This is a genomic window from Jiella sp. M17.18, from assembly GCF_041027365.1.
Lineage (GTDB): Bacteria > Pseudomonadota > Alphaproteobacteria > Rhizobiales > Rhizobiaceae > VKMB-3413.
In genome coordinates, this window is the sequence record NZ_JBFTEH010000010.1 from 143,152 (window position 1) to 167,083 (window position 23,932).

Here is a 23,932-nt window from a genome sequence, read left to right on the forward strand (position 1 = left end):
CATCACCAGCCGAGCGATCCTCACCATGACAGCCATGACAGACCCCTGCGTCGCCGCGGGCGACGCAGTGACGGCCGAGCCGCGCGCTCACCGTGCCGCGGTCCCGGCCTATCTCGAGACCCACTACTGGTGGGCCTATGTCCACCCGAACGCCGTGCGCATCTTTGAGCGCCAGTGGCTCGCCAACATCATCCTCTGGGGCAACTATCGCCGCCTCGCGGCCGCTGCCCTCGAGACGCTCGGCGAGCGCCTGCCCGGGCGCACGCTGCAGATCGCCTGCGTCTACGGCAACCTGACCGAGCGGATCGCGGCGCGGGCGGCGGCGAGCGGCGGCCGGCTCGATGTCGTCGACGTGCTGGCGGTGCAACTCGGCAACCTGCGGCGCAAGCTTCCGGACGGCCTGCCGGTGCGGCTGCTGCGGTCGGACGCGGCAGATCTCAAGGCCGCCGACGCCAGCTACGATCGGGCGCTGATCTTCTTCCTGCTACACGAGCAGCCGGAGGCCGTGCGCAGCGCGACGCTGAAGGAGGCGTTCCGGGTGGTCCGGCCGGGCGGGCGGATCGTCGTGGTCGAATATGCCCGGCCGACATGGTGGCATCCGCTGCGCTACCTCTTCCGGCCGGTGCTCGCGGCGCTGGAACCCTTCGCGCTGGATCTGTGGCGGACCGACTTTCCCGATCTTCTGCCCGCCGGCGCCGCGGTCGCCGCGATGACGGCCGAGCGCCGCTTCGGCGGGCTCTACCAGATCGTCACGATCACCGTCGGCGAGTGAGAGGCAGCGGGGCGCGGTCCGGGACGGGATGCGGCCCGGCGGTGGCCGGGTTCGAAAACGTTGCTCGCCTGGCCCTACTGCGCGAACACGGAGTAGCAGGGGGCGCCGAGGCCGAGAAACCGCACCAGCTTATCGGCGCCGTCCTCGGGCGCGGCGTCGTTGACGATGCGGGCGAAGCGCTCGGCCGCCTGCGGCAGGCGCAGCGGCACGGCGCGGTCGAGCCGGGCCGCGATCTCCTCGCGGCTCTCGCGGCCGCGCGCGGCGATGCGGGACAAAAGCACGGCGCGCGGCGCCGTGACCTCGACGACGCCGAGGCGGGGGAAGCGTTCCGCCGCCTGGTCGAGCGTGCGGCGCGAGAGATTGGCGATCACCGTGCCGCTGGCGGCCACATGGGCGGCGAGCGCGGCGGGCAGCCCGTAGCAGAGGCCGTGCGCCTCCCAGGAGAGGCAGAAGGCGCCGGCGGCCTTGGCCGCTGCGAAAGCCTCCGGGCTCATCACGTCGTGGTCCTCGACCGCGGCCAGCGCCGGCCGGGTGACGACGCGCCGCGCCACGAGGACGCTGCCGTCCTGCGGCAGGCGCTCGGCGGCGAGCCGGATCAGCGTGTCCTTGCCGGCCCCGCTCGGGCCGACGACGGCACAGAACAGGCCGGGGGAGGGGGATGCGGAGGGAGCGGCGCCGGAGGCTGCGCCCGGGCCGGTCCCGCTCTCGTCTGCCTCAGACAACCCGCCGGCCCTCGCGCCAGACCGAGCGCACCACTGGCGGCTCACCCTTGTGCACGCGCACCCGCACCAGATCGGCGCGCCGGCCCGCCAGGATCGCGCCGCGGTCGGTGAGGCCGACGGCCTCGGCCGGCGCCTCGGTCACGAGCCGGATCGCGGCCGGCAGCTGCGTCTCGCCGGCGTCCCACAGCTGGAAGGCCGCCTGCAGCATCGAGAACGGCACGTAGTCGGACGAGAGGATGTCGAGCACGCCGTGGCGCATCAGCTCCAGCGCCGAGACATTGCCGGAATGCGAGCCGCCGCGCACGATGTTCGGCGCGCCCATCAGGACGTGCAGGCCGGCCGCGCGCGAGGCTTCGGCCGCTTCGATCGTCGTCGGGAACTCGGCGACATCGACGCCGAGCGCCACCGACTCGGCGACATGTTCGGCATTGGCGTCGTCATGCGAGGCGAGCGCGATGCCGCGCTCGCGGCAGGCGGCGGCGATCATCCGGCGGCCCTCCGGCGCATAGCGCTCGGATTCCGCGATGCGCCGCTCGCAGAAGGCGTCGAACTCGGCGTCGGTCAGCCCGTCCTTCTTTTGATAGTAGGCGCGGTAGGCGCCGAGGTCGGCGAACTGGCGCTGGCCGGGCGCGTGGTCCATCAGCGAGGCGAGCTTCAGCCGCGGATTGTCGACGACCTTCTCGAATCCCTCGATGACGTCGGCGGCGGAGACCTCGCATCGCAGGTGAATGAAGTGGTCGGCGCGCACCCGGTCCTCGTCGACCGCCTGCCCGATCGCGCGGCCCATGGCCGCGATATCGTCGGAACTGGCGATGCGGTTCTCGTCGGTGCCGACGCGCAGGGCGTCGAAGACCGTGGTGATGCCGGAGGCGGCGATCTGCGCGTCATGCGCCTGGATCGCCGCCATGCGGTTCCAGATGACGCGCGGGCGCGGGTGGTAGTGACCCTCGATATGGTCGGTGTGGAGCTCGACGAGGCCGGGAATGATCATATCGCCGCCCATGTCCTCGCCGGAGCGCGAAGGTCCTTCCGCGACCTCGGCGATCTTGCCGTCGCGCAGCACGAGATGGCCCTCGACGATCGCCTCGGGCGTCACGATTTGGGCGTTGGTCAGGATCGTCTCGGCGGGCATCGCAGGCGTCTCTCGGGTGGTGGCGGCCAGGTCCGCGGGGACGGCGCCCGGGCGGTCCGGTCGCCGCCGCTGCTGAGTCGCGCGTCACCGCGCAGCTCCGTTGCGGAGCGGCATCTGGTCGATCCCCGCGGCGGACGTCAAGTGACGGTTTGACGTCAGCCGGGGACCGGCAACCCCCGCGCTGCGCCCGGCGGTTGCCTGGCGCTTCCGCGAAGGCCATATGCGGTGTCGCAGCCCGCAGCCTGTCCTTGACCCGAGAACTCCTTCCGACCGTCGCATGACCCATTCAGCCGCCCATCCCGTCGCCCCAGGCGCCCGTTTCGCCGTGGCACCCATGATCGACTGGACCGATCGCCACTGCCGTTTCTTCCATCGGCAGCTGACGCGGCGGGCATTGCTCTACACGGAGATGATCGTCGACCAGGCGATCCTTCACGGCGACCGCGACCGGCTGCTCGGCTTCGATGCGGCAGAGCATCCGGTGGCGCTGCAGATCGGCGGCTCGGATCCTCAGAGGCTGGCGAAGGCCTGCGCGATCGCGTCCGAGTACGGCTATGACGAGATCAACCTCAATGTCGGCTGTCCGTCCGACCGGGTGCAGTCCGGCACCTTCGGCGCCTGCCTGATGCGCACGCCCGGGCTCGTCGGCGAATGCCTGGCGGCGATGGCGGAGGCGAGCAAGGTTCCGGTGACGGTGAAGTGCCGGATCGGCGTCGACGAGCAGGATCCGGAGGAAGCGCTCGACGCGCTGGCGGATGCCGCGGTCGCCGCCGGTGTCAGGACGATCTGGGTGCATGCGCGCAAGGCTTGGCTGCAGGGGCTCAGCCCGAAGGAGAACCGCGACATCCCGCCGCTCGACTACGGCCGGGTGCACCGGCTGAAGGCGCGGCTGCCGCAGGCCTTCGTCGGCCTCAACGGCGGGCTGAAGACGATCCGGATGGCCCAGGAGGCGACCGGGCCGCTCGACGGGGTGATGCTCGGTCGCGCCGCCTACCAGACGCCGGACATCCTGGGCGAGGTGGATTCCGCCTTCTACCGCGAGCCGGAGCGGCCGGTGGACTATCCCGCGCTGGTCGCGGCGATGGCGGACTATGCCGACCGGCACATGGCGGCCGGCGGCAAGCTCGGCCAGGTCACCCGCCACATGACCGGCCTATTCACCGGCCTTCCCGGCGCGCGGCGCTGGCGGCAGATCCTTTCGGAGGGCGCCAACCGGCCGGACGCCTCGCCGCGGCTGATCTATGAGGCGTTTGCGCAGGTGCGGCTGGAGCCGGCGGCGGGCGCGCGCGACGCGGCTTGAGGCGAGATCCGGAACGGGTCGGGGCGCCGTAAGTCGCGACATCGGAGACCGATCGACGCCGGGACCGCCGGCTCCCGCGACCGGCCTTGATGCATTCGCCGCCGATGCGGCCTAAGACGCGGCCATGACCAGCCTCGCCGACGCCCACCTCCTCACCCTCGTTCCTCCGCTGATCGCCGCCGCGCTCGTCGCCGGATTCCTCGCCGGCCTGTTCGGCATCGGCGGCGGGGCGATCTACGTGCCGGTGCTCTACCAGACCTTCGAGGGGCTCGGCATTCCGCATGCGGTGACGATGCACCTCGCCATCGGCTCCTCGATCGCGATCATCGTGCCGACCTCGCTGCGCTCGCTGATGGCGCACTGGAAGAAGGGAGCGGTCGACCGCAAGCTCCTGAAGGAATGGGTGGTGGCGGTGCCGCTCGGCGCCGTCGCCGGAGCGCTCGTCGCGGCGGCGGCCTCGTCGGGCGAACTGCGTGCCATCTTCGCCGTGCTCGCCTTCCTGCTGGGGCTGAAGCTGATCCTCGGGCGGATCACCTTCATGCTCGGCACCGACCTGCCGGGCCTTGCCGGACGATCGATCGCGGGGTTTGCGATCGGCGTCCTGTCGGCGCTGATGGGGATCGGTGGCGGCGTCCTCAACAACACCTTCATGACGCTCTACGGCCGGCCGATGATCCAGGCGGTGGCGACCAGCGCCGGCGTCGGGGCGCTGATCTCGGTGCCGGGGCTGCTGGCCTATATCGTCGGCGGCTGGGGCGAGGCGGGGCTGCCGCCGGTCAGCCTCGGCTATGTCAGCGTCCTCGCCGTGCTTCTGGTCGCGCCGGTGTCGATCCTCGTCGTGCCGCTTGGGGCCAGCCTGGCGCACCGGCTGACGCGCCGCCAGCTGGAGCTCGGCTTCGGCTGCTTCCTGCTGATCGTCGCGGCCCGCTTCGCCTACAGCCTGATCTGACGGGACGCGGCCTCAGTCGGTCAGGATCAGCCGGTTGCCGCGGAAGTCGTAGGAGGTGAGGGTGTCGAGGAAGCTCATGCCGAGCAGGACGACGCCGAGGCCTTCGCCCTCGGTGACGGCGGCGGAGACGTTGTGGCGCACGATGCCGCCGATCTTCACCGTCTTCAGCCGCACGGGCGCGGCGCGGGCGAGGCCGTTCGCCGTCATCACCTGCTGGGTGTAGTTCAGCGCCTTCGGGTCGATGCCGATCAGCCGCGCCGTCTCGGCATCCATGGCGACGGTCGATGCGCCGGTGTCGACGATCATCGGGGCTTCCTCGCCGTCGATGGTGCCGTTCAGGTGGAAATGGCCGTCCGACCCGCGCACGGCCATGAACTGGCGGCCCTTCGAGCCGTCGACCGCGACCAGGGTTCCGGGAACGAGGACCGCGTAGATGCGGTTCTTCAGCGCCTGGAACTCCGGGGCATAGGCATAGGCGCCGACGAGGACGACGAAGAACAGGCCCCAGACGATGGCGCTCTTGAGGGCGAAGGCGAGCCGGGTGCGAAGAAGGATCACCAATCCGGAGGCGAGGACCGCGCCCCACACGCCGACATAGGCGAGGCTGGCGAACTTGTCGTCAGGTATGCCGGCGATCGCGCCGCCCTGATGAAGCACCAGCGCCAGGCAGGCGACGCCGAGAACGGCGAGGATGCCCCAGAGGAACAGGTTACTGCGCATCGCGCCGCCCGGCGGCAGACTGCCGCGCCCTTGTCGTCGCGTCACGGGCAAGCGATTCCGTCTCCGCGGCCCGGCCGGCGAGGCGCGCCGGAAGGCTGGCCATGACCTCGCGCCGGACCTCGGGCGAAAAGCCGAGCCAGCCGGCGATCTCGTCGGCGGTGCGTCCGCAGCCGAGACAGAACCCGCTCTGCGGGTCGAGCCTGCAGACCTTCGTGCACGGGGTCTCGATGCCCATCAACGTCGCGCCGCCCGGATGTTCGTCCTTGCCATCCCGCAGGATATGGCGGCGGGCCGCGATTCCCGCAAGCATTCCGCGTGCGGGCGACGGCGACTGCCGCGCGGGGGTCCGCCACCGGCGATCCCCGACGCACCGTGGAGCCGGCCTTGCCAGAGCCGCCCTCGGCCTGCGATCCGCAGCTAACTGTCTGTAGTCACGACTGCTATCTGTCTTCCCGATCGCGAAACCTGAGTACGCCGCTCGCATTAACGCCGGCGAGGGGCCGATACCCCGACAGGGTATAGGAAGGGCGGTTGCATGGTGCAGGCGCCGGCCTCTTTTCCCAAGGGACCAGGACCATGTTCTATCTCGACAAGCGACTTCAGTATCCGGTGAAGGTGGAGAACCCGGACCCGCAGTTCGCGCGCATGCTCCAGCAGGCGATCGGCGGCATCGAGGGCGAGATCCGCGTCTGCATGCAGTACTTCTTCCAGGGTTGGGGCGCGCGCGGCCCGACGCCGAAATACCGCGACATGCTCCTCAACACGGCGACCGAGGAGATGGGCCATGTCGAGATGCTCGCGACCGCCGTCGCGATGAACCTCGAAAAGGCGCAGACCTCGCTGCAGGAAGAGGGCGCCGCCGATGCGGTGGTCGGCGCGGTGATGGGCGGCGAGAAGCCGCGCCACGTCATCGAGGGCATGCTGCATCGCCACGTGCTGTCGACCGGCATGGCGGCCTATCCCGCCAATTCCGACGGCGTGCCGTTCGACATGTCGCACATCTATGCCAGCGGCAATCTCGCCGCCGACATGTACTGCAACGTCGCGGCGGAGAGCACCGGCCGCGTCCTCGCCGTGCGCCTCTACAACGCCGCGCACGACAAGGGCATGAAGGACATGCTGCACTTCATGATCGCCCGCGACACCATGCACCAGCAGCAGTGGCTGGCGGTGATCGAGGAACTCGGCGGCCACAAGGGCACGCTGCCGATCCCCAACTCCTTCCCGCAGGAGATGGAAGACCAGGAGCACAGCTACGACTTCTTCGGCTCCGCCGCCGACGGCTCGATGCCGCCCGCCGGCCGCTGGACGGAAGGCCCCTCGCTCGACGGCAGGGGCAACTTCACCGTGTTCCAGAACAAGCCGCTCGGCGAGGAGCCGAACCTCGGCCCGGCGCGTCCGGACAGTGGTGCGCAGAGTGAGCAGATCGGCTAAGGCATGAAGCGCGGGTCTCGTGGCGAAAGCGGGGCCCGCGCCATCGACAGGCCGGCGATCCCTTCGACGACGATCCGGCGGGGTGCGGCGCGGCCGCGCGCCAGTGACGGAGAGGGTCTTGGACGGCGAGATCAAGGACGACCGGATCGAGCTCCGGCGCACGGAGGACGAGAAGCGTCCCCTGCTGCAGCGGCTGAAGCGCATTGAGGGCCAGGTGCGCGGCCTCCAGAACATGATCGCCGAGGACCGCTACTGCCTCGACGAGGTCCAGCAGATCAACGCCATGACCGCAGCGCTGCGCGAGGTGGCGCTGCTGATCATTTCCCAGCACGTGTCCTGCGGCATCCACATCGCCGTCGAGGACGACCACAGGGAACTCGCGGTCGAGGACGTCATGCGCGTGCTGCGCTCGGCCATGCGTCCGGGCGGCTGACCCCGCCGTTCGCCCCCTCACCGGAATGCGGGCGCCTCGCGTGTGCTCAACTTTGCGTGTGCGGGGCGCGCCGGCAGGCCGGCGCGGTCCCTGCAGACGGGGAGGCCGGGCATACGGGGTCGCCACGATGTTGTTTGACGTTTACGTAAGAGTTGGTCATTCTCCCGCCGCGGCGGTGGAAACAATCCGCCTGATCCTAGATTCGCCCGCAAGGGTGCCAAGCGGAGCCAACCCATGTCCTTTCGCAGGGAAAAGCTGACCCGGCCGATCTATCGCTGGGCGAAGACGGTCATGCCGCCGATTTCCGAGACCGAGCGCGAGGCGATCGGCGCCGGCACGGTGTGGTGGGACGGCGAGCTGTTCACCGGCAACCCGGACTGGGACAAGCTCCTCGCCATGCCGCCGGCGCGGCTGACGCCGGAGGAGCAGGCCTTCATGGACGGGCCGGTGAACCGGCTCTGCGCCATGGTCGACGACTGGAAGATCGCCAATGTCGATCACGATCTTCCCGCGGCGGTCTGGGACTTCCTGCGGCGCGAGAAATTCTTCGGCATGATCATTCCGAAGAAGTACGGCGGGCTAGGCTTCTCCAACGCTGCCCATTCGGAGGTGGTGCGCAAGGTCTCCTCCTGTTCGGTCGTCGCCGGCGTCACGGTGATGGTGCCGAACTCGCTCGGGCCCGGCGAGCTGATGCTGCATTTCGGCACCGAGGAGCAGTGCGACTACTGGCTGCCGCGGCTCGCCGACGGGCGCGAGATCCCCTGCTTCGGCCTGACCTCGCCGGATGCCGGCTCCGACGCCGCGGCGATGACCGATACCGGCATCGTCGAATATGGCGAGCACGAGGGCGAACGGGTGCTCGGCATCCGTCTCAACTTCCACAAGCGCTACATCACGCTCGGCCCGATCGCGACGGTGATGGGGCTCGCCTTCAAGATGTACGACCCCGAGAACCATCTCGGGCGCGGCGAGAATCTCGGCATCACCGTCGCGCTGCTGCCGACCTCGACCCCGGGCGTCCGTCATGGCGACCGGCACATCCCGCAGATGACCTATTTCCAGAACGGGCCGCTGACGGGCGAGGACGTGTTCATCCCGATGGACTGGATCCTCGGCGGCGAGAAGCAGATCGGCCAGGGCTGGACCATGCTGATGACGGCGCTCGCGGCCGGTCGCTCGATCTCGCTGCCCTCCCAGTCGTCCGCCTCGGCGGCGATGTGCGCCCGCGTCACCGGCGCCTATGCGCGGGTGCGCACGCAGTTCAACGTGCCGATCTCGCTGTTCGAGGGCATCCAGCAGCCGCTCGCCGACATCACCGCCAACGCCTATCTCGTCGACGCCGCGCGCCGGCTGACGGTCGCCGCGCTCGACGAGGGCCATCGCCCCTCGGTGATCTCGGCGATCATGAAGGCGCACGCCACCTACCGCATGCGCGAGTCGATCGAGCGCGCCATGGACATCCACGGCGGCAAGGCGATCATCGACGGGCCGAAGAACTACATGGGCCAGGCCTACCGCGCCGTGCCGATCGGCATCACCGTCGAGGGCGCCAACATCCTCACCCGCAGCCTGATGATCTTCGGCCAGGGCGCGATCCGCGCCCATCCCTACATGCTGAAGGAGATGGAGGCGCTCTCCGAGACCAACCGGGAGAAGGGCCTCGCCGACTTCGACAAGCATTTCTGGGCGCATGTCGGCCACGCCGTGACGAACACGGTGCGTGCCTTCGTGCGCGGCTGGACGGGCGGCATGGCGGCGCCGGCGCCGAAGAACGCCGCCTTCACCAGCCATTGGCGGCAGCTGTCGCGCTACGCCTCGGCCTTCGCGCTCCTCGCCGACCTGTCGCTCCTGACGCTCGGCGGTGCGCTGAAGCGCAAGGAGATGCTGTCGGCCCGGCTCGGGGACATCCTCTCGGAACTCTACCTGCTCGGTGCGGTGCTGAAGCGCTTCGAGGTGGAGGGGCGGCCGGAGGCCGACCGGCCGCTGATCGAATACATCATGGAGAAGGGCTACTGCCGCCTCGCGCTCGCCTTCACCGGCGTGCTCGACAACCTGCCCTCGCGCTTCGCGGCCGGCTTCGTCCGCTTCGTCGCCTTCCCGCTGGGCGTGCCCTATCAGGAGCCGTCGGACGAGCTGATGGGCGAGGTCGCGTCGATCATCACCCGCGCCTCCTCGCAGCGCGACCGGCTGACGCCCGACCTCTATCTCGGCGAGGGCCGCGACGACCATCCGGTGCGGGACCTCGAACACGCCTTCGAACTGGTCAATGCGGCAGCGCCGATCGAGAAGAAGATGCGCGAGGCGAAGGTCCGCGATCCGCAGGCCGCGCGCGACGCCGGCGTCATCACCGCCGCCGAGTTCGACCAACTGGCGGAGGTCAAGGTGGCGGTCGCCAAGGTCGTGGCGGTCGACGCCTTCCCCGGCGCGGATATATCCCCGATCGCGTCCCAGCACGATCGCCGCGATCGGCAGGCGCAGGGAACCGAGGAAGCTTCCAGGGAGGCGGCGGAGTAGCGAATGACGCGTCCGGTCTATCTCGTCGACGGCGCCAGGACGCCGTTCATCAAGGCGCGCGGCAAGCCGGGCCCGTTCACCCCCGTCGATCTCGCCGTCCAGTGCGGGCGGCCGCTCCTGATGCGGCAGGCCTTCGGGCCGGATGCGATCGACCTCGTGATCCTCGGCTGCGTCAACGTCATCGCCGACGAGATGAACCCGGCCCGCGTCGCCGCGCTCCGCCTCGGCCTCTCCGACGAGACGCCGGCCTTCACCGTCCAGATCAACTGCGGCTCCGGCATGCAGTCGATCGACACCGCCTACCGCACCATCGAGAACGGTCAGGCGGAGGTGGTGCTGGCCGGCGGCGCCGAGGCGCTGAGCCACTCGCCGCTGATCCTGCGGAAGGGCGCGGTCAGCTGGTTCGCCGAGCTGAACGGCGCGCGGACGACGAGCGCCCGGCTGAAGGCCTTCACCGGCCTTCGCCCGGAGTTCCTGAAGCCGATGATCGGGCTCGAGCGGGGCCTGACCGACCCGATCACCGAGCTGAACATGGGCCAGACCGCCGAGGTGCTGGCGCATCTCTTCGATATCTCGCGGCGCGAGGCGGACGCTTATGCCGCCGAGAGCCACGACCGGCTCGACCGTGCCACCAGGGAAGGCTGGCTGAAGGACGAGATGCTGCCGGCCTTCTCGCGCCGCGGCGAGGTCTTCGACCATGACGACGGCGTGCGGCCGGGCTCGACGGTGAAGTCCCTCGGAAAGCTGAAGCCGGTGTTCGAGCGGCCGTTCGGCAAGGTGACGGCCGGCAACGCCTCGCAGATCACCGACGGCGCCTCCTGGACGATCCTCGCCTCGGAGGAGGCCGTCGAGAAACACGGCATGCAGCCGATCGCGAAGATCGTGGATTCCCATTGGGGCGCGCTCGACCCGTCGATCATGGGGCTCGGCCCGGTGGTCTCGGCCGCGCCGATCCTGAAGCGGCAGGACATGGGCGTCTCCGACGTCGAGCTGTGGGAGCTGAACGAGGCCTTCGCGGCCCAGGTCCTCGCCTGTGTCGCCGCGCTGGACGATCCCGCCGTCGCCGACGGCGTGCTCGGTCTCGACGGGCGGGGCGGGCGGATCGACCACGCGGCGCTCAACGTCGACGGCGGCGCGATCGCACTCGGCCATCCCGTCGGCACCAGCGGCAACCGCATCACGCTCCACCTCGCCAACGCCATGAAGCGTCTCGGCAAGAGGCGCGGCATCGCCACCGAATGCATCGGCGGCGGCCAGGGCGGCGCCATGCTGCTGGAAGCCGCCTGAGGCTCCGGCCTCGCGACGCCGGCGGCCAGCCTTTGCGCCGCGACTGATATCCATGTCCCGTGGGAGCCGATCGCGGCTCCCACCCCGCCGCAGACAGACGAGACTACGACCCATGGGCAGAATGCTGAACGCGCTTTCCGACCGGACCCTCGAACTCGGCCCGGCCCGCAATGTCGAGCGTGAGGGGAACTGGCGCGTCGCCACGGACGAGGACTACGTCACCTGGCTGGTGCTCGACCGGCCGGACATGTCGGTCAACACGATCGATCGCAGCGTCATGGAAGAACTCGCGGTCCATGTCGACCGCATCATCGCCCAGCGGCCCTCGGCCGTCGTCATCCGCTCCGCCAAGCCGTCGGGCTTTGCGGCCGGCGCCGACATCAAGCAGTTCGTCGGCATCTCGCGCGAGGAGGTCGAGGCGGGCCTGCGCGAGGCGCATGCGGTGCTCGACCGGCTGGCGAGCCTCGAGACGAAGACGATCGCGATCCTCCACGGCCATTGCCTCGGCGGCGGGCTGGAGATCGCGCTCGCCTGCGACCGGCGCATTGCGATCTCCGACGCGAGCCTCGGCTTTCCCGAGGTGATGCTGGGCCTGCATCCCGGCCTCGGCGGCACCTATCGCGCCACGACGATCGCCGATCCGGTCAAGGCGATGACGATGATGCTCACCGGCCGTTCGATGCGGGCGAAAAAAGCCAAGGCGATCGGCCTCGTCGATGCCGTCGTCGAGGAGCGGCATGTGCGGGCCGCCGTGCAGGCGGCGCTCTACAACGAGCTGCGGCTGAAGGCCGGCAGCATCAGCAGCCAGGCCTTCGGTTTCAGGCCGGCGCGCGCCTTCGCCGCCGGCCAGATGCGCAAGAAGACGGCGGAGAAGGCGCCGAAGGAACATTATCCCGCGCCCTATCGGCTGATCGACCTCTGGGAGAAGCACGGCGGCGACGCCAAGGCGATGCAGGCGGCGGAGCTGACGAGCTTCGCCGAGCTGATCGAGACCGAGACGGCGCAGAACCTGGTGCGGGTGTTCTTCCTGCGCGAGGCGATGCGCGCCCTGAAGGACGGCGCCTCGGACATCCGCCGCGTGCATGTCGTCGGCGCCGGCGCGATGGGCGGCGAGATTGCAGCCTGGGCGGCCGCGCAAGGCTTCGACGTCACGCTCGGCGACGTCGCGGAGAAGCCGGTCGGAAAAGCCATGGGCGCGGCGACCGAGATGCTGGAGCGTGCCCTGCGCGACCCGTTGAAGGTCCGCGACGCGCTCGACCGGCTGACCCCCGACTTGCGCGGCTACGGCATCCGCCACGCCGACCTCGTCATCGAGGCGGTGCCGGAGAAGATCGCGCTGAAGCGGAAGATCTATGCGGAGATCGAGCCGCAGCTGAAGGAGGGGGCGCTGCTGGCGACCAACACCTCCGCCCTGCCGCTGCCGGACCTTGCCGAAGGTCTCGCCGATCCCTCGCGCTTCGTCGGCCTGCATTTCTTCAACCCGGTCTCGCGCATGCAGCTGATCGAGATCGTCTCGCACGAGGCGATCGCCCCCGAGACGGCGCGCCGGGCCATCGCCTTTGCGGTCGAGCTCTCGCGCCTGCCGGCGCCGGTCATGTCGGCGGCGGGCTTCCTGGTGAACCGGGCGCTGACGCCGTACATGGCCGAGGCGCTGATCATGGTCGACGAGGGCATCCCGAAGGAGCGGATCGACGCGCGGGCCGAAGCGTTCGGCATGCCGATGGGGCCGATCGAGCTGACCGACCAGGTGGGGCTCGACATCGCGCTGGACGTCGCGACGTCGCTCCGCGCCGATCTCGACACCGAGTTTCCGGAGACGCCGGACTGGCTGAAGAAGATGGTCGAGGAGGGCAAGCTCGGCCGCAAGACCGGCGCGGGCCTCTACGAATACGACAAGGACGGCAAGTCGAAGAAGCGCAAGCTGGATGCGCTGCCCGACACTGCCAAGGACGATCCCGATCTTCTCGACCGGATGATCCTGCCGATGCTGAACGCCGTCGTCGCGTGCCTGCGCGAAGGGGTCATCGCGCGCGAGGACATCGCCGACGGCGCGATGATCTTCGGCACCGGCTTCGCCCCCTTCCGCGGCGGCCCGATCCACTACGCCAGGACGCGGGGGATCGACGACATCGTCGCCAAGCTGTCGGCGCTGGAGGAGAAGCACGGCGCCCGGTTCAGGCCGGACGCTGGCTGGGAGCGGCTGAAGGGGTGAGGCGCCGGTCGGTCGACCGCCCACCCCAATTTGGCCGCAAGCGGGGCGCATCTCGCGGCCGCCTTTCCTCTGGGGGTCACCTCGATGCGCATCGCCCTGTCGCTCGCCGCTCTGCTGCTCGCCGCGAATGCGGCGACGGCCGGGCCGTCCAAGCTGATCGAGCCGAGCCTGCGACTGCCGCCCTCCGCCACCGGCGGTCAGGTGCGTGTCGCGCTGACGCTCGACGCCTGCGGCGGCCGGACGGACGACCGCATCCTCTCCGCCCTCGTCGAGAACCGCATCCCGGCGACGATCTTCGCGACCGGCCTGTGGCTGCGGCGCAATCCGGAGGCGGTCGCGGTGCTGAAGGCGCATCCGGATCTGTTCGAGGTCGAGGACCACGGGGCGCGCCACCTGCCGGCGATCGACCGGCCGCTCCGCGTCTACGGCATCGCCAGCGCCGGCAGCCCGGAAGCCGTTTCGCAGGAAGTTCTCGGCGGTGCTGAGGCTCTCTCGAAGGCGGGCTTTGCGAAGCCCGGCTGGTTCCGCGGCGCGACAGCCAAATACACCCCGACGTCGATCGCCGAGATCCGCAAGCTCGGCTTCCGGGTTGCCGGCTTCTCGCTCAACAGCGACAAAGGCGCGCAGCTGAGCGCGGCCGCCACGGAGCGGAACGTCGAACGGGCGCGCGACGGCGACGTCCTCATCGCCCATGTGAACCAGCCGACGCGCAGCGCCGGAGCGGGGCTCGTGAAGGGGCTGCTGGCCCTGAAGGCGCGGGGCGTCACGTTCGTGCGGCTGGCCGATGCCGAGGGCAATGTCTGAGCTTCGCGCTGCCCTCTGGCTCGCCCGCACGCGGCGGGTTTAGCCGCAGGTCAGGCCGAGACGCACTCGTAGTCCTGCTCGCCGAGGCCGGTGCCGCCGAGGCGGATGCGGTCGCCCGCCTTGAGGAAGCGCGGCGGGTCGAAGGAGAGGCCGACGCCGCCTGGCGTACCGGTCAGTATGATGTCCCCCGGCTCCAGCCGCATGAAGCGCGAAACGTAGGAGATGAGGTAGGGGACCTTGAAGATCATGCCGCCGGCGCTCGCCTGCTGCTGGCGCTCGCCGTTGACGTCGAGCCAGAGTTCCACGGCGTCGAGATCGCGCAGCTCGTCCGGCGTCACCAGCCAAGGCCCCAGCGGTGCGAAGGTGTCGTGCGACTTGCCCTTGGTCCACTGGCCGCCGCGCTGCAGCTGGAAGGCCCGCTCGGTGAGGTCGTTGCAGAGCGTGAAGCCGGCGACGCACCGCATCGCGTCCTCCACGCTGACATATTTCGCCACCCGGCCGATGACGATGGCGAGTTCGACGCCCCAGTCGACGCGGTTGGCGAGCCGCGGCAGCTCGATCGAATCGTTCGGCCCGGAGGCGGCCGAGGCCGCCTTCAGGAAGATCGTCGGCTCGGGATTGATCCGGAAGCCGGCAAGGCTCGCGGCATCGCGGTAGTTCGGGCCGATGCCGACGATCTTGCCGATCCGGTCGATCGGCTTGCAGAGGCGCGTACCCTTGGGTACGGCCGGCAGGTCGGAGAGGGTGAGCGAGGCGCATTCGCCGAGGACGTCGGGGTCGAGCGATCCGTCCGAGAGGGCCGGCACGTGGTCCGACAGGTCGCGGATGCCGCCGTCGGCGTCCACCGCCCCCGGCCGCTCCGAACCCCGCTCGCCGAACCGTACGAATCGCATCGATTGCCTCCCGCATCCAATATCGCTGGAATGGCTCCAGCGAGGCTTCGGTTCCTTGCCCTTCGGCGACGGTCCGTTAAGCTGGGCGGCAAGTCGTGCCGCCGCCGCGAAGGCGGCCGAGCCATGCCGGAGGAGAATCCCGAATGTTCACGCCGCCCGTGGGCGATATCGCCTACACGCTGAAGAAGATAGTCGGCCTTGAGGCGGCTATGGAGAATGGCCTCACCGGCGAGCTGACGCCGGATCTTCTCGACGCCATCCTGGAAGAGGCGGCACGATTCGCTGCCGAGCGCATGGCGCCGCTGGGCGTCTCCGGCGACCGCGAGGGCGCCTCGCTGAAGGACGGCGCGGTGACGACGCCGAAGGGCTGGAAGGAGCTCTATGCCGACTGGATCGCGGGCGGCTGGAACGGGCTTTCCTCGCCGGAGGCGTTCGGCGGCCAGGGCCTGCCGACAGTGCTCTACGCCGCGATCTCCGAGATGTGGAACTTCTCCGCCATGGGCTTCGCCCTCGGCCCGCTGTTGACCAGCGGCGCCGTCGAGGCATTGCACGCGCACGGCTCGAAGGAACTGCAGGAGACCTTCGGCCCGAAGCTCGTCTCCGGCGAGTGGATGGGCACGATGAACCTCACCGAGCCGCAGGCCGGGTCGGACGTCGGGGCGCTGCGCACCCGGGCGGAGCGCGCCGGCGACGGCAGCTACCGGATCTTCGGCCAGAAGATCTACATCACCTATGGCGAGCACGACTTCACCGACAACATCGTGCATCTCGTCCTCGCCCGGCTTCCCGACGCCCCTGCGGGCGTCAAGGGCATCTCGCTGTTCCTGGTGCCGAAGTTCCTGGTGAAGCCGGACGGCTCGCTCGGCCGCAGAAACGACGTCAAATGCGTGTCGATCGAGGAGAAGCTCGGCATCCACGGCTCCCCTACCTGCACGATGATCTATGGCGACGGCGACATTGCGGGGGAGGAGCCGGGCGCGGTCGGCTATCTCGTCGGCGAGGAGAATCGCGGCCTCGCCTGCATGTTCACCATGATGAACAACGCCCGGCTGATGGTCGGCATCGAGGGCATCGGCATCGCCGAAGGCGCCTATGCGAAGGCGCTCGCCTATGCGCGAGACCGCCGGCAGGGGCGGGCGACGCGGCTGGCGAAGAACCCCGAGCCCTCCGGCCAGATGAGCCCGATCGTCGATCATCCGGACGTCGCCCGCATGCTCCTGACGATGAAGGCGCTGTCGGGCGCGGCCCGGGCCGTCGCCTATGACTGCGGCTTCTCGCTTGACATGGCGAAGGCGCATGCGGCCGACCCGGCCGCGGCGAAGCGCTGGACCGAGCGCGCCAACCTCCTGACCCCGGTCGCCAAGGCGTTCGGCTCGGACATCGGCGTCGAGGCGGCCTCGCTCGGCATCCAGGTGCATGGCGGCATGGGCTATGTCGAGGAGACCGGCGCCGCCCGCTTTCTGCGGGACGCGAGGATCGCGCCGATCTACGAGGGCACCAACGGCATCCAGGCGATCGACCTCGTCGCCCGCAAGCTCGGCCAGTCCGGCGGCGAGGCGGTGACGGCCTATTTCGCGGAGCTCGCCGAGACGGTGGCGGCGGTGCGGGGCCGCAACGAGCCGGAATTCGGCGACACGGCCGGGGCTCTGGACATCGCGCTGGCGGATCTGAAGGAATCGACGCGGTTCCTGCTCGAGACGCTCGCCGCCGGCGAGGCGGACACGGCGCAGGCGGGCGCGACCGCCTATCTCCGGCAGTTCGGCCTGACGGCGGGCGCGGTCTATCTCGCCAAGGGCGCGATCGCGGAGGGGGCAGGGCCGGAGCGGATCGCGCTCGCCCGGTTCATGGCGGAGAACCTCCTGACCGAGGCGTCGGCGCTGAAGCGGCGCGTCCTCTCCGGCGCGGCGAGCCTCGCCGCGGCGCACGACCTCCTGCTGGCCGGGGCGGCGTGATGAGCGAACACATCGCCACCGCGCTCGCCGACGGCGTGCTGACGGTCCGGCTGAACCGGCCGGAGAAGAAGAACGCCATCACCCGCGACATGTACCGCGGCATGACGGCGGCCCTCGAACGGGCGGAGGCGGAGGCGGAAATCGCCGCCGTCCTCTTCTGCGGCGTGCCCGGCGCCTTCTGTGCCGGCAACGACATCAAGGACTTCCTGGCGATCGCCGAGGGCGGGGCGCTGCCGGGCGAGATCCGCGACTTCCTGCAGGCGCTGGTCGCCGCGCGCAAGCCGCTGATCGCGGCGGTCGACGGGCTGGCGATCGGCATCGGCACGACGCTGCTGATGCATTGCGACCTCACCTATGCCGCACCCGCCTCGGTCTTCCGCACGCCCTTCCTCGACCTCGGCCTGACGCCGGAGGCGGGCTCCAGCCTGATCGCGCCGCGGCTGATGGGCCTGCCGCGCGCGTTCGCGCTGCTGGTGCTGGGCGAGGCCTTCGACGCGGAAGCGGCAAAGGCCGCCGGGCTGGTCTATGCCGTCACCGACGATCCGGAAGCGGCGGCGCTGGATGCGGCGAAGCGGCTGGCGGCAAAGCCGCCGGAGGCGCTGTCGATCGCGCGCGCGCTGCTTCGCGGGACCCAGGACGACGTCGCGGCCCGGATCGACCAAGAGATCGGCTACTTCGCCGACCGTCTGATGTCGAGCGAGGCGAAGGCGGCGTTCCAGGCGTTCATGGCGCGCTGACCGGCGCCTTCCGCAAGCGCGGGACTCTCTTCCGTCAGCCCCGCGTCTCGCGAGCCGGCTTCGGGCCGGCTTCCGGCTCGTCGTCGTCATCCTTGCGGAACAGGAACTTGTAGGTCCCGAAGATGCCGATGGCGCAGATGATCCCGGCGGCGACGTAGAGCGGCCAGGTCGGATAGCCCTTGAAGAAGTGCTTGAAGGCCGCCCCGAACAGATAGGCGCCGCCGGCATAGGCGCCGGCCCAGAGCGCGGCGCTGATCGCGTTGTAGAGGAAGAACACCGCCCAGTTCATGTGCATCGTCCCGGCGACGAAGCCGTTCAGCTGCCTGAGGATGATGACGAAGCGGGCGATCAGCACGACGACGAAGCCGTAGTTCTGGAAGCGCTCCTCCACCATGGCGAAGCGCTTCTCGCCGAGGCCGAAATGCTCGCCCCATCGAACGACGATCTTCCTGCCGAACCGGCGGCCGACGAGGTAACCGGTGTTGTCGCCGACGATCGAAGCCGCCCAGGCGACCGCGATGACGAGCAGGATGTTGAGATCGCCCTGGCCGGACAGGAGGCCGGCGGCGACGATGAGGCTCTCGCCGGGGAGCGGCAGTCCGGTGGATTCGAACAGGACGACGACGAACAGGAAGGCGTAGCCGTACTGGCTGAGATATTCGGTCAATGCGGCTTTGCCTTCAGCACGCCCCAGGGATCGGCGCGCTTTGATGGAAGTGTCGTCATCATGTCCTCGTCAGGCGGCGCCGGCATGGCCAACGGGCCTGCGTGCAGACGCAGCCCGCGGCGTCCCCGTGGCCGCCTCAGCCGCCTCCATACGCCAATTTCGCGCCCGTGGCACGGCCCCCGGGATCGTCATCAGCGCTCCAGCAGCGCCACCGCCTCGACATGGCGCGACCAGAGGAACTGGTCGATCGGCGTGACCGAGGTGATGCGATAGCCGCCGGCGACCAGGATCGCGAGATCGCGGCCGAGGGTGGCCGGATTGCAGGACACCGCGGCGATGCGGTCGACCGAGGAGTTCGCGAGTTCGCGGCACAGACCCTCCGCGCCGGCGCGCGGCGGATCGAAGACCACGGCGTCGAAGCCTTTCAGCTCCTTGGCCGGGATCGGGCGGCGGAACAGGTCGCGCTTCTCGGTCGTCAGCGGCTTCAGGCCGGGCACGGACCGCCACGCGGCGACCTGCGCCGCAAGCGGTCCATCCTCCGCCTCCACCGCATGCACGGCGCTGCGGCGGGCGATGCGCAGCGAGAACGTGCCGCAGCCGGAGAAGAGGTCGGCCACGCGCTTGGCGCCGTCGACATGGCCGAGAACGCGCTCCGCCATCGCCGTCTCCGCCGTCGAAACCGCCTGCAGAAAGGCCCCGGGCGGCGGCTCCACCGTGATGCCGGAAAAGTCGATCAGCGGCGCACGGGCCTTGACCAGCACTTCGGCATCCGCGGCAAGGCGCGCGAAGCCGGCATCCATCGCAAGGCCGATGGCATCGCCCCGCATTCCGTCGGTGAGCCTGGCGCCGCCCGCCGCGGCGATGTCGAGTCCGCTCGCCGTCGCGGTGACCGTCAGCCTCAGGGGACGCTTGCGGTCGACGAGGATGGCGGCGAGGCGCCGCAGGTCCGGCAGCGCCCGCTCGATCGCCGGCAGCGCGATCGGGCAGGTCCGGATCGCGACGATCTGGTGCGACTGCGGGGCGTTGTAGCCGAGGAGGACGCGGCCGCCGGCGCGCGCCGCCGAGAGGGTCACGCGTCGCCGGGAGGCCGGCGGGCAGGGGACGAGCGGCGCGACCTCGGCGTCGATCCCGGCGCGGGCGAGGGCGGTGACGACGACGTCGCGCTTGAAGCTGCGATAGAGTTCGTCGTCCGCATGCTGCAGGTCGCAGCCGCCGCAGGCGCCGAAATGCGGGCAGGAAGGCTCCCGCCGATGCGGCGAAGCCTGGAGGATCCGCGGTTCGGCCTCGCCGCCGAGCGGGTTCGTCGCCACGCGCTCGCCGGGCAGGGTGAACGGCAGGTAGACCGGCCCATCCGACGTCTCTGCGATTCCGTCGCCCTTCGCGCCGAGGCGGTCGATGCGGAACTCGGTCATGGCGCCTTGTCCGCCGCGAGCAGGAATTCATGGTTGCCGTCGCCACCCGGGAGCGGCGAGGGGATGAGGCCGCGGACCGTCCAGCCCGGCTGCCGGCCGAGCCAGTCGCGCACCGCCTCCGCGACGGCCGGCGCCGTGTCGGGATCGCGAAGCAGGCCGTTCTTGGCGATGGCGTCGCGGCCCGCCTCGAACTGCGGCTTGACGAGGAGAACCGCGCTGGCGCCGGGGTCGGCGAGCTCCAGCGCCGGCGGCAGCGCGAGGCGCAGCGAGATGAAGCTGACGTCGGCAACGAGACGATCGAAGCTGCGCCCGCCGATGTCCTCGCGCGTCATCTCGCGGGCGTTCAGCCCCTCGATGAGGGTCACCCGCGGATCCGCCTCGATGCGCGGATGCATCTGGCCGTGGCCGACATCGACCGCGACGACATGGGCGGCGCCGCGCCTCAGCAGCGCCTCGGTGAAGCCGCCGGTCGAGGCGCCGATGTCGAGGCAGTGCCGCCCGTCCACGGAGACCTGGAAGGCGTCGAGCGCCGCCTCGAGCTTCAGCCCGGCGCGCGAGACGTAGTCCGCGGCGGGATCGTCGAGCGTCAGGACGCAATCGGCCGGCACGTTGAGGCTCGGCTTGGTGACGACGGCGCCGTCGACGCGGACATGGCCGCGCAGGATCGCATCGCGCGCCCGGGCGCGGCTCGCCGCAAGGCCGCGCTCGCCGACGAGCACGTCGAGACGGATGCGGATCGGATGTTGTTCTTGGTATGCTGTCATCAGCGGGTCATGCGTGCAGACGAGGCCAGTTGGCAAGCGAACATCAATCCTTCGCCCAATCTTCCCTTGCATGCCTGATGCGAAGGATCAGGACGTCCGCGTCGTTTTCAATGATATAGATGATGATGTGCGAGCCGCAGGGATGAACGCGAACAGGCGGCGACAAGTCCTGGCGCTCATGCGCCAGCTGCGGATTTCGCGCGATCAATTCGATCGCCCTGCGCAGACGCCGGGAGTAGCGGTCCGCCTGAGCCGGGCCGAACAGGCGAGCGCTCGCGAAGTAGATTCGGCGCAGATCGATACCGGCCCTGCGGCTGAGCCTAAAGCTCACTTTCCGAAGCGCCGGCAAGAAAGTCGCGGCGAGCGGCGGCCTCGATCTCCTCGAACGTCTCGTCGGCGATGCCGCTCTCGATGGCTTCCGTCACCAGCCTTTGCATGTTGCCAATTTTCGCCGCCCGCTCCTGATCGCGGCGGATCAGGTCGCGCACATAGTCGCCGGCATTGCCGTAACGACCGCTCTCGGCCTGAGCGTCCACCCAATCCTTCATCGGATCGGGCAGGGACAGGTGCATCGTCGCCATGTCGCTTCTCCTGACCGGCATTCTGGCAGGCCCTGCCACGCATCGGCAAGGGGCAAGCGGCTGCCGGAGAAAGCGCCCGTCGGGAAATCAGAACCCGCGGACCGGCCTCACGCCTGCAGGACGCGGCTCTCCTCCCGGCCGAGAGTGCGGAAGACCGTCTCGACGATTCCCTTGGCGTCGAGCCCGGCCTGGGCGATCATCTTCTCGGGCGCGGCCTGGTCGAGATAGCTGTCGGGCATGACGATCGGGCGGACCTTCAGGCCCTGGTCGAGCATCCCGCTGGTGGCGAGATACTGCAGCACCTGTGCAGCGAAGCCGCCGCTCGCGCCCTCTTCGACGAGGATCAGCACCTCGTGCTCGCGCGCCAGCCGCGCGATGAGGTCGGTGTCGAGCGGCTTGGCAAAGCGTGCGTCGGCGACGGTCGTCGACAGGCCGTAGGTGTCGAGTTCCTCCGCCGCCCTGACCGCGTCGGCGAGACGCGTGCCGAAGGAGAGGATCGCGACCTTGGTGCCTTCGCGCACGACGCGGCCCTTGCCGATTTCCAGCGCCTTGCCCCGCTCCGGCATGTCGACGCCGGTGCCGTTGCCGCGGGGATAGCGGAAGGAGATCGGGCCGGCATCGTATTCGACCGCCGTGCGCACCATGTGCTTCAGCTCCGCCTCGTCCGCGGCGGCCATCACCACCATGCCGGGCAAGGGTGCCAGGAAGCAGGTGTCGAAGGAGCCGGCATGGGTCGGCCCGTCCGCACCGACATAGCCGGCGCGGTCGATCGCAAAGCGCACCGGCAGGTGCTGGATGGCGACGTCGTGGACGATCTGGTCATAGGCGCGCTGCAGGAAGGTCGAATAGATCGCCGCGAAGGGCTTGTAGCCTTCGGTCGCGAGGCCGGCGCAGAAGGTGACCGCATGCTGCTCGGCGATGCCGACGTCGAACGTACGGGACGGGAACACGGCGCCGAACTTGTCGAGGCCGGTGCCGGCGGGCATGGCGGCGTTCACCGCGACGATCTTGTCGTCCTCCCGGGCCTCCTGGATCAGGCTCTCGGCGAAGACGCTGGTATAGCTCGGCGCGTTGGCCTTGGACTTCGCCTGCGCGCCGGTAATGACGTCGAACTTCGACACGCCGTGATACTTGTCGGCGGACTGCTCGGCCGGAGCGTAGCCCTTGCCCTTCTTGGTCACCACATGGACGAGGATCGGTCCCGTCTTGGCGTCCCGGACATTCTTCAGGACGGGGAGGAGATGGTCGAGGTCGTGGCCGTCGATCGGACCGACGTAGTAGAAGCCGAGCTCCTCGAACATCGTGCCGCCGGTGAAGAAGGCCCGCGTATATTCCTCGGTTCGCCGCGCGCCCTCCCGCATGAAGCCGGGCAGGTGGCGCGTGAAGTCCTTGGCGCGGTTGCGCAGCGACTGGTAGGTCTGGCCGGAGACGAGGCGGGCGAGATAGGCGCTCATCGCGCCGGTCGGCGGGGCGATCGACATGTCGTTGTCGTTGAGGATGACGATCAGCCGGGCATCGAGCGCGCCGGCATTGTTCATCGCCTCGTAGGCCATGCCGGCGCTCATCGCGCCGTCGCCGATCACCGAAATGACGTTGTTGGTGCCGTGCGAGAGGTCGCGCGCCACCGCCATGCCGAGGCCGGCCGAGATCGAGGTCGAGGAATGGCCGGCGCCGAAGGCGTCGTATTCGCTCTCGGCGCGCTTGGCGAAGCCGGACAGGCCGCCTTCCTGGCGCACGGTGCGCATGCGCTCGCGGCGGCCGGTGAGGATCTTGTGCGGATAGGCCTGGTGGCTGACGTCCCAGATCAGCCGGTCGCGCGGCGTATCGAAGACGTAGTGCAGCGCGACCGTCAGTTCGACGACGCCGAGCCCGGCGCCGAGATGGCCGCCGGTCTTCGACACCGCATCGATCAGGTCGGCCCGCAATTCGTCCGCGACCTGGCCGAGCCGCGACTCCTTCAGGCGGCGCAGATCCGCCGGCGATGCGATCTGATCGAGAAGCGGGGTGGTCGACTCTTTCGGCACGGATGAACCCTTTCGATACGCGACGAGACGGGCCTGCCGCCAGCGGCGCAATCCCGTCTCGGTCTCTCCGCAATCCACTCTCGAAAAGGGGTCTCCCCCCTTCCGCCACGTGACTCGCGAACAGGCAGTCTACATCGGTTCCAAACCGATTGCTTCAAGGCGGCGGCCGGCAGCGATGACGGCGAAAGCATGTATGACGAATGAAAACTCGTCAGGCGGGTAACGAAGCGCGCTGCCGCGAAGCCGGGTGCCGCGCAGCGGCAGCGGGCTCAGGACGGATCCAGCGGTTCCGTCCCGACCGGCTTGCCGGCCCGGTTCAGCTTGATCTTCTCGACCTTGTCCTCGGCCGCCGACAACAGCCGGTCGCAGTGGTTCTTCAGCTTCTCGCCGCGCTCGTAGATGCGGATCGAGCGGTCGAGCGGCACGTCGCCCCGCTCCAGATCGGCCACGATCCGCTCCAGCGCCGCCAGAGCCTCCTCGAAGCTCATGCGCTTGATGTCGGAATCGTCGGCGGGAAGGGCGGTCTCTTCGATGGCGGACATTGCGGGCGCCTTTCGGGGCAGATCTCGGTGGCGCGGCACGTGGTCCGGCGCAATCTCTGCGGCCGGACGTTCGGCTGCAGC

The 23,932-nt window shown here is 69.7% G+C and carries 23 protein-coding genes; 11 read left to right on the plus strand and 12 right to left on the minus strand.

Translation table 11 applies throughout. The features are described 5' to 3' along the window. Window positions 1-25 precede the first annotated feature (25 nt). Window positions 26-772, plus strand: a complete 747-nt coding sequence (gene rquA / locus AB5S17_RS18080) for a rhodoquinone biosynthesis methyltransferase RquA (protein WP_369241946.1) — start codon at window positions 26-28, stop codon at window positions 770-772. A gap of 74 nt (window positions 773-846) precedes the next feature. On the opposite strand, the gene phnN is transcribed toward rquA, so the two are convergent. Together phnN and AB5S17_RS18090 are read right to left on the minus strand one after the other, a co-directional pair. Beyond that, a complete protein-coding gene (gene phnN, locus AB5S17_RS18085; protein WP_369241948.1) occupies window positions 847-1,494 on the minus strand; it encodes a phosphonate metabolism protein/1,5-bisphosphokinase (PRPP-forming) PhnN in 648 nt (215 codons plus the stop codon). Then, window positions 1,487-2,626, minus strand: a complete 1,140-nt coding sequence (locus AB5S17_RS18090; protein ID WP_369241950.1) for an alpha-D-ribose 1-methylphosphonate 5-triphosphate diphosphatase — start codon at window positions 2,624-2,626, stop codon at window positions 1,487-1,489. The genes phnN and AB5S17_RS18090 overlap by 8 nt, the downstream gene beginning before the upstream one ends. Window positions 2,627-2,903: 277 nt before the next feature. Here AB5S17_RS18090 and dusA point away from each other — a divergent pair, with 277 nt between their 5' ends. Both dusA and AB5S17_RS18100 read left to right on the plus strand, forming a co-directional pair. After that, entirely contained in the window at window positions 2,904-3,926 is a 1,023-nt protein-coding gene (gene dusA / locus AB5S17_RS18095) for a tRNA dihydrouridine(20/20a) synthase DusA (protein ID WP_369241952.1), read from the plus strand. A gap of 124 nt (window positions 3,927-4,050) precedes the next feature. Beyond that, window positions 4,051-4,875 (plus strand): sulfite exporter TauE/SafE family protein, encoded by an 825-nt coding sequence (locus AB5S17_RS18100; RefSeq protein WP_369241954.1) that lies wholly within the window; start codon window positions 4,051-4,053, stop codon window positions 4,873-4,875. A 12-nt stretch (window positions 4,876-4,887) separates the two neighbouring features. Here the strand turns inward: AB5S17_RS18100 and AB5S17_RS18105 are convergent, their stop codons facing one another. Together AB5S17_RS18105 and AB5S17_RS18110 are read right to left on the minus strand one after the other, a co-directional pair. Then, window positions 4,888-5,595, minus strand: coding sequence for a TIGR02281 family clan AA aspartic protease (locus tag AB5S17_RS18105; RefSeq protein ID WP_369241956.1), 708 nt, complete (start codon window positions 5,593-5,595; stop codon window positions 4,888-4,890). Continuing rightward, the gene (locus tag AB5S17_RS18110) at window positions 5,585-5,905 is read right to left on the minus strand and encodes a DUF1289 domain-containing protein (RefSeq protein WP_369241958.1); all 321 of its coding nucleotides are present in this window, start codon (window positions 5,903-5,905) and stop codon (window positions 5,585-5,587) included. Before AB5S17_RS18110 ends, AB5S17_RS18105 begins: the two co-directional genes overlap by 11 nt. 266 nt (window positions 5,906-6,171) lie before the next feature. Here AB5S17_RS18110 and AB5S17_RS18115 point away from each other — a divergent pair, with 266 nt between their 5' ends. The 6 genes from AB5S17_RS18115 (at window position 6,172) to AB5S17_RS18140 (ending at window position 14,279) form a co-directional block, all read left to right on the plus strand. After that, window positions 6,172-7,029 carry a manganese catalase family protein gene (locus tag AB5S17_RS18115; RefSeq protein ID WP_369241960.1) on the plus strand — a complete coding sequence of 286 codons (858 nt, stop codon included), beginning with the start codon at window positions 6,172-6,174 and terminating at the stop codon, window positions 7,027-7,029. A 118-nt stretch (window positions 7,030-7,147) separates the two neighbouring features. Then, complete coding sequence (locus tag AB5S17_RS18120; protein WP_369241962.1) at window positions 7,148-7,462, plus strand: metal-sensitive transcriptional regulator; 315 nt, start codon at window positions 7,148-7,150, stop codon at window positions 7,460-7,462. A 234-nt stretch (window positions 7,463-7,696) separates the two neighbouring features. Beyond that, window positions 7,697-9,976, plus strand: coding sequence for an acyl-CoA dehydrogenase (locus AB5S17_RS18125; protein ID WP_369241964.1), 2,280 nt, complete (start codon window positions 7,697-7,699; stop codon window positions 9,974-9,976). Between the two features lie 3 nt (window positions 9,977-9,979). After that, window positions 9,980-11,263 carry an acetyl-CoA C-acetyltransferase gene (locus AB5S17_RS18130; protein WP_369241966.1) on the plus strand — a complete coding sequence of 428 codons (1,284 nt, stop codon included), beginning with the start codon at window positions 9,980-9,982 and terminating at the stop codon, window positions 11,261-11,263. A 112-nt stretch (window positions 11,264-11,375) separates the two neighbouring features. Then, on the plus strand, window positions 11,376-13,475 hold the full coding sequence (locus tag AB5S17_RS18135; protein WP_369241968.1) for a 3-hydroxyacyl-CoA dehydrogenase NAD-binding domain-containing protein: 2,100 nt from the start codon (window positions 11,376-11,378) through the stop codon (window positions 13,473-13,475). 84 nt (window positions 13,476-13,559) lie between these two features. After that, window positions 13,560-14,279, plus strand: a complete 720-nt coding sequence (locus AB5S17_RS18140; protein WP_369241970.1) for a polysaccharide deacetylase family protein — start codon at window positions 13,560-13,562, stop codon at window positions 14,277-14,279. Window positions 14,280-14,329: 50 nt separating this feature from the next. Here the strand turns inward: AB5S17_RS18140 and AB5S17_RS18145 are convergent, their stop codons facing one another. Further along, window positions 14,330-15,172 carry a fumarylacetoacetate hydrolase family protein gene (locus AB5S17_RS18145; RefSeq protein WP_369241972.1) on the minus strand — a complete coding sequence of 281 codons (843 nt, stop codon included), beginning with the start codon at window positions 15,170-15,172 and terminating at the stop codon, window positions 14,330-14,332. 143 nt (window positions 15,173-15,315) lie between these two features. Between AB5S17_RS18145 and AB5S17_RS18150 the strand changes: the two genes are divergently transcribed. Continuing rightward, entirely contained in the window at window positions 15,316-17,124 is a 1,809-nt protein-coding gene (locus tag AB5S17_RS18150; protein WP_369241974.1) for an acyl-CoA dehydrogenase, read from the plus strand. After that, a complete protein-coding gene (locus tag AB5S17_RS18155) occupies window positions 17,124-17,861 on the plus strand; it encodes a crotonase/enoyl-CoA hydratase family protein (protein ID WP_369241976.1) in 738 nt (245 codons plus the stop codon). The genes AB5S17_RS18150 and AB5S17_RS18155 overlap by 1 nt, the downstream gene beginning before the upstream one ends. A 34-nt stretch (window positions 17,862-17,895) precedes the next feature. Here AB5S17_RS18155 and AB5S17_RS18160 read toward each other — a convergent pair whose 3' ends face one another. The 7 genes from AB5S17_RS18160 to AB5S17_RS18190 form a co-directional block, all read right to left on the minus strand. Next, window positions 17,896-18,528 (minus strand): DedA family protein, encoded by a 633-nt coding sequence (locus AB5S17_RS18160; protein WP_369241978.1) that lies wholly within the window; start codon window positions 18,526-18,528, stop codon window positions 17,896-17,898. 191 nt (window positions 18,529-18,719) lie between these two features. Then, entirely contained in the window at window positions 18,720-19,940 is a 1,221-nt protein-coding gene (locus AB5S17_RS18165) for a class I SAM-dependent RNA methyltransferase (protein ID WP_369241980.1), read from the minus strand. Further along, complete coding sequence (locus AB5S17_RS18170; RefSeq protein WP_369241982.1) at window positions 19,937-20,704, minus strand: TlyA family RNA methyltransferase; 768 nt, start codon at window positions 20,702-20,704, stop codon at window positions 19,937-19,939. Before AB5S17_RS18170 ends, AB5S17_RS18165 begins: the two co-directional genes overlap by 4 nt. Before the next feature lie 43 nt (window positions 20,705-20,747). Continuing rightward, complete coding sequence (locus AB5S17_RS18175) at window positions 20,748-21,035, minus strand: type II toxin-antitoxin system RelE/ParE family toxin (protein ID WP_369241984.1); 288 nt, start codon at window positions 21,033-21,035, stop codon at window positions 20,748-20,750. Beyond that, entirely contained in the window at window positions 21,025-21,285 is a 261-nt protein-coding gene (locus AB5S17_RS18180) for a type II toxin-antitoxin system ParD family antitoxin (RefSeq protein ID WP_369241986.1), read from the minus strand. The genes AB5S17_RS18175 and AB5S17_RS18180 overlap by 11 nt, the downstream gene beginning before the upstream one ends. 107 nt (window positions 21,286-21,392) lie before the next feature. Continuing rightward, window positions 21,393-23,309, minus strand: coding sequence for a 1-deoxy-D-xylulose-5-phosphate synthase (dxs, locus tag AB5S17_RS18185; protein WP_369241988.1), 1,917 nt, complete (start codon window positions 23,307-23,309; stop codon window positions 21,393-21,395). A gap of 269 nt (window positions 23,310-23,578) precedes the next feature. Then, entirely contained in the window at window positions 23,579-23,851 is a 273-nt protein-coding gene (locus tag AB5S17_RS18190; protein WP_369241990.1) for an exodeoxyribonuclease VII small subunit, read from the minus strand. Window positions 23,852-23,932 lie beyond the last annotated feature (81 nt).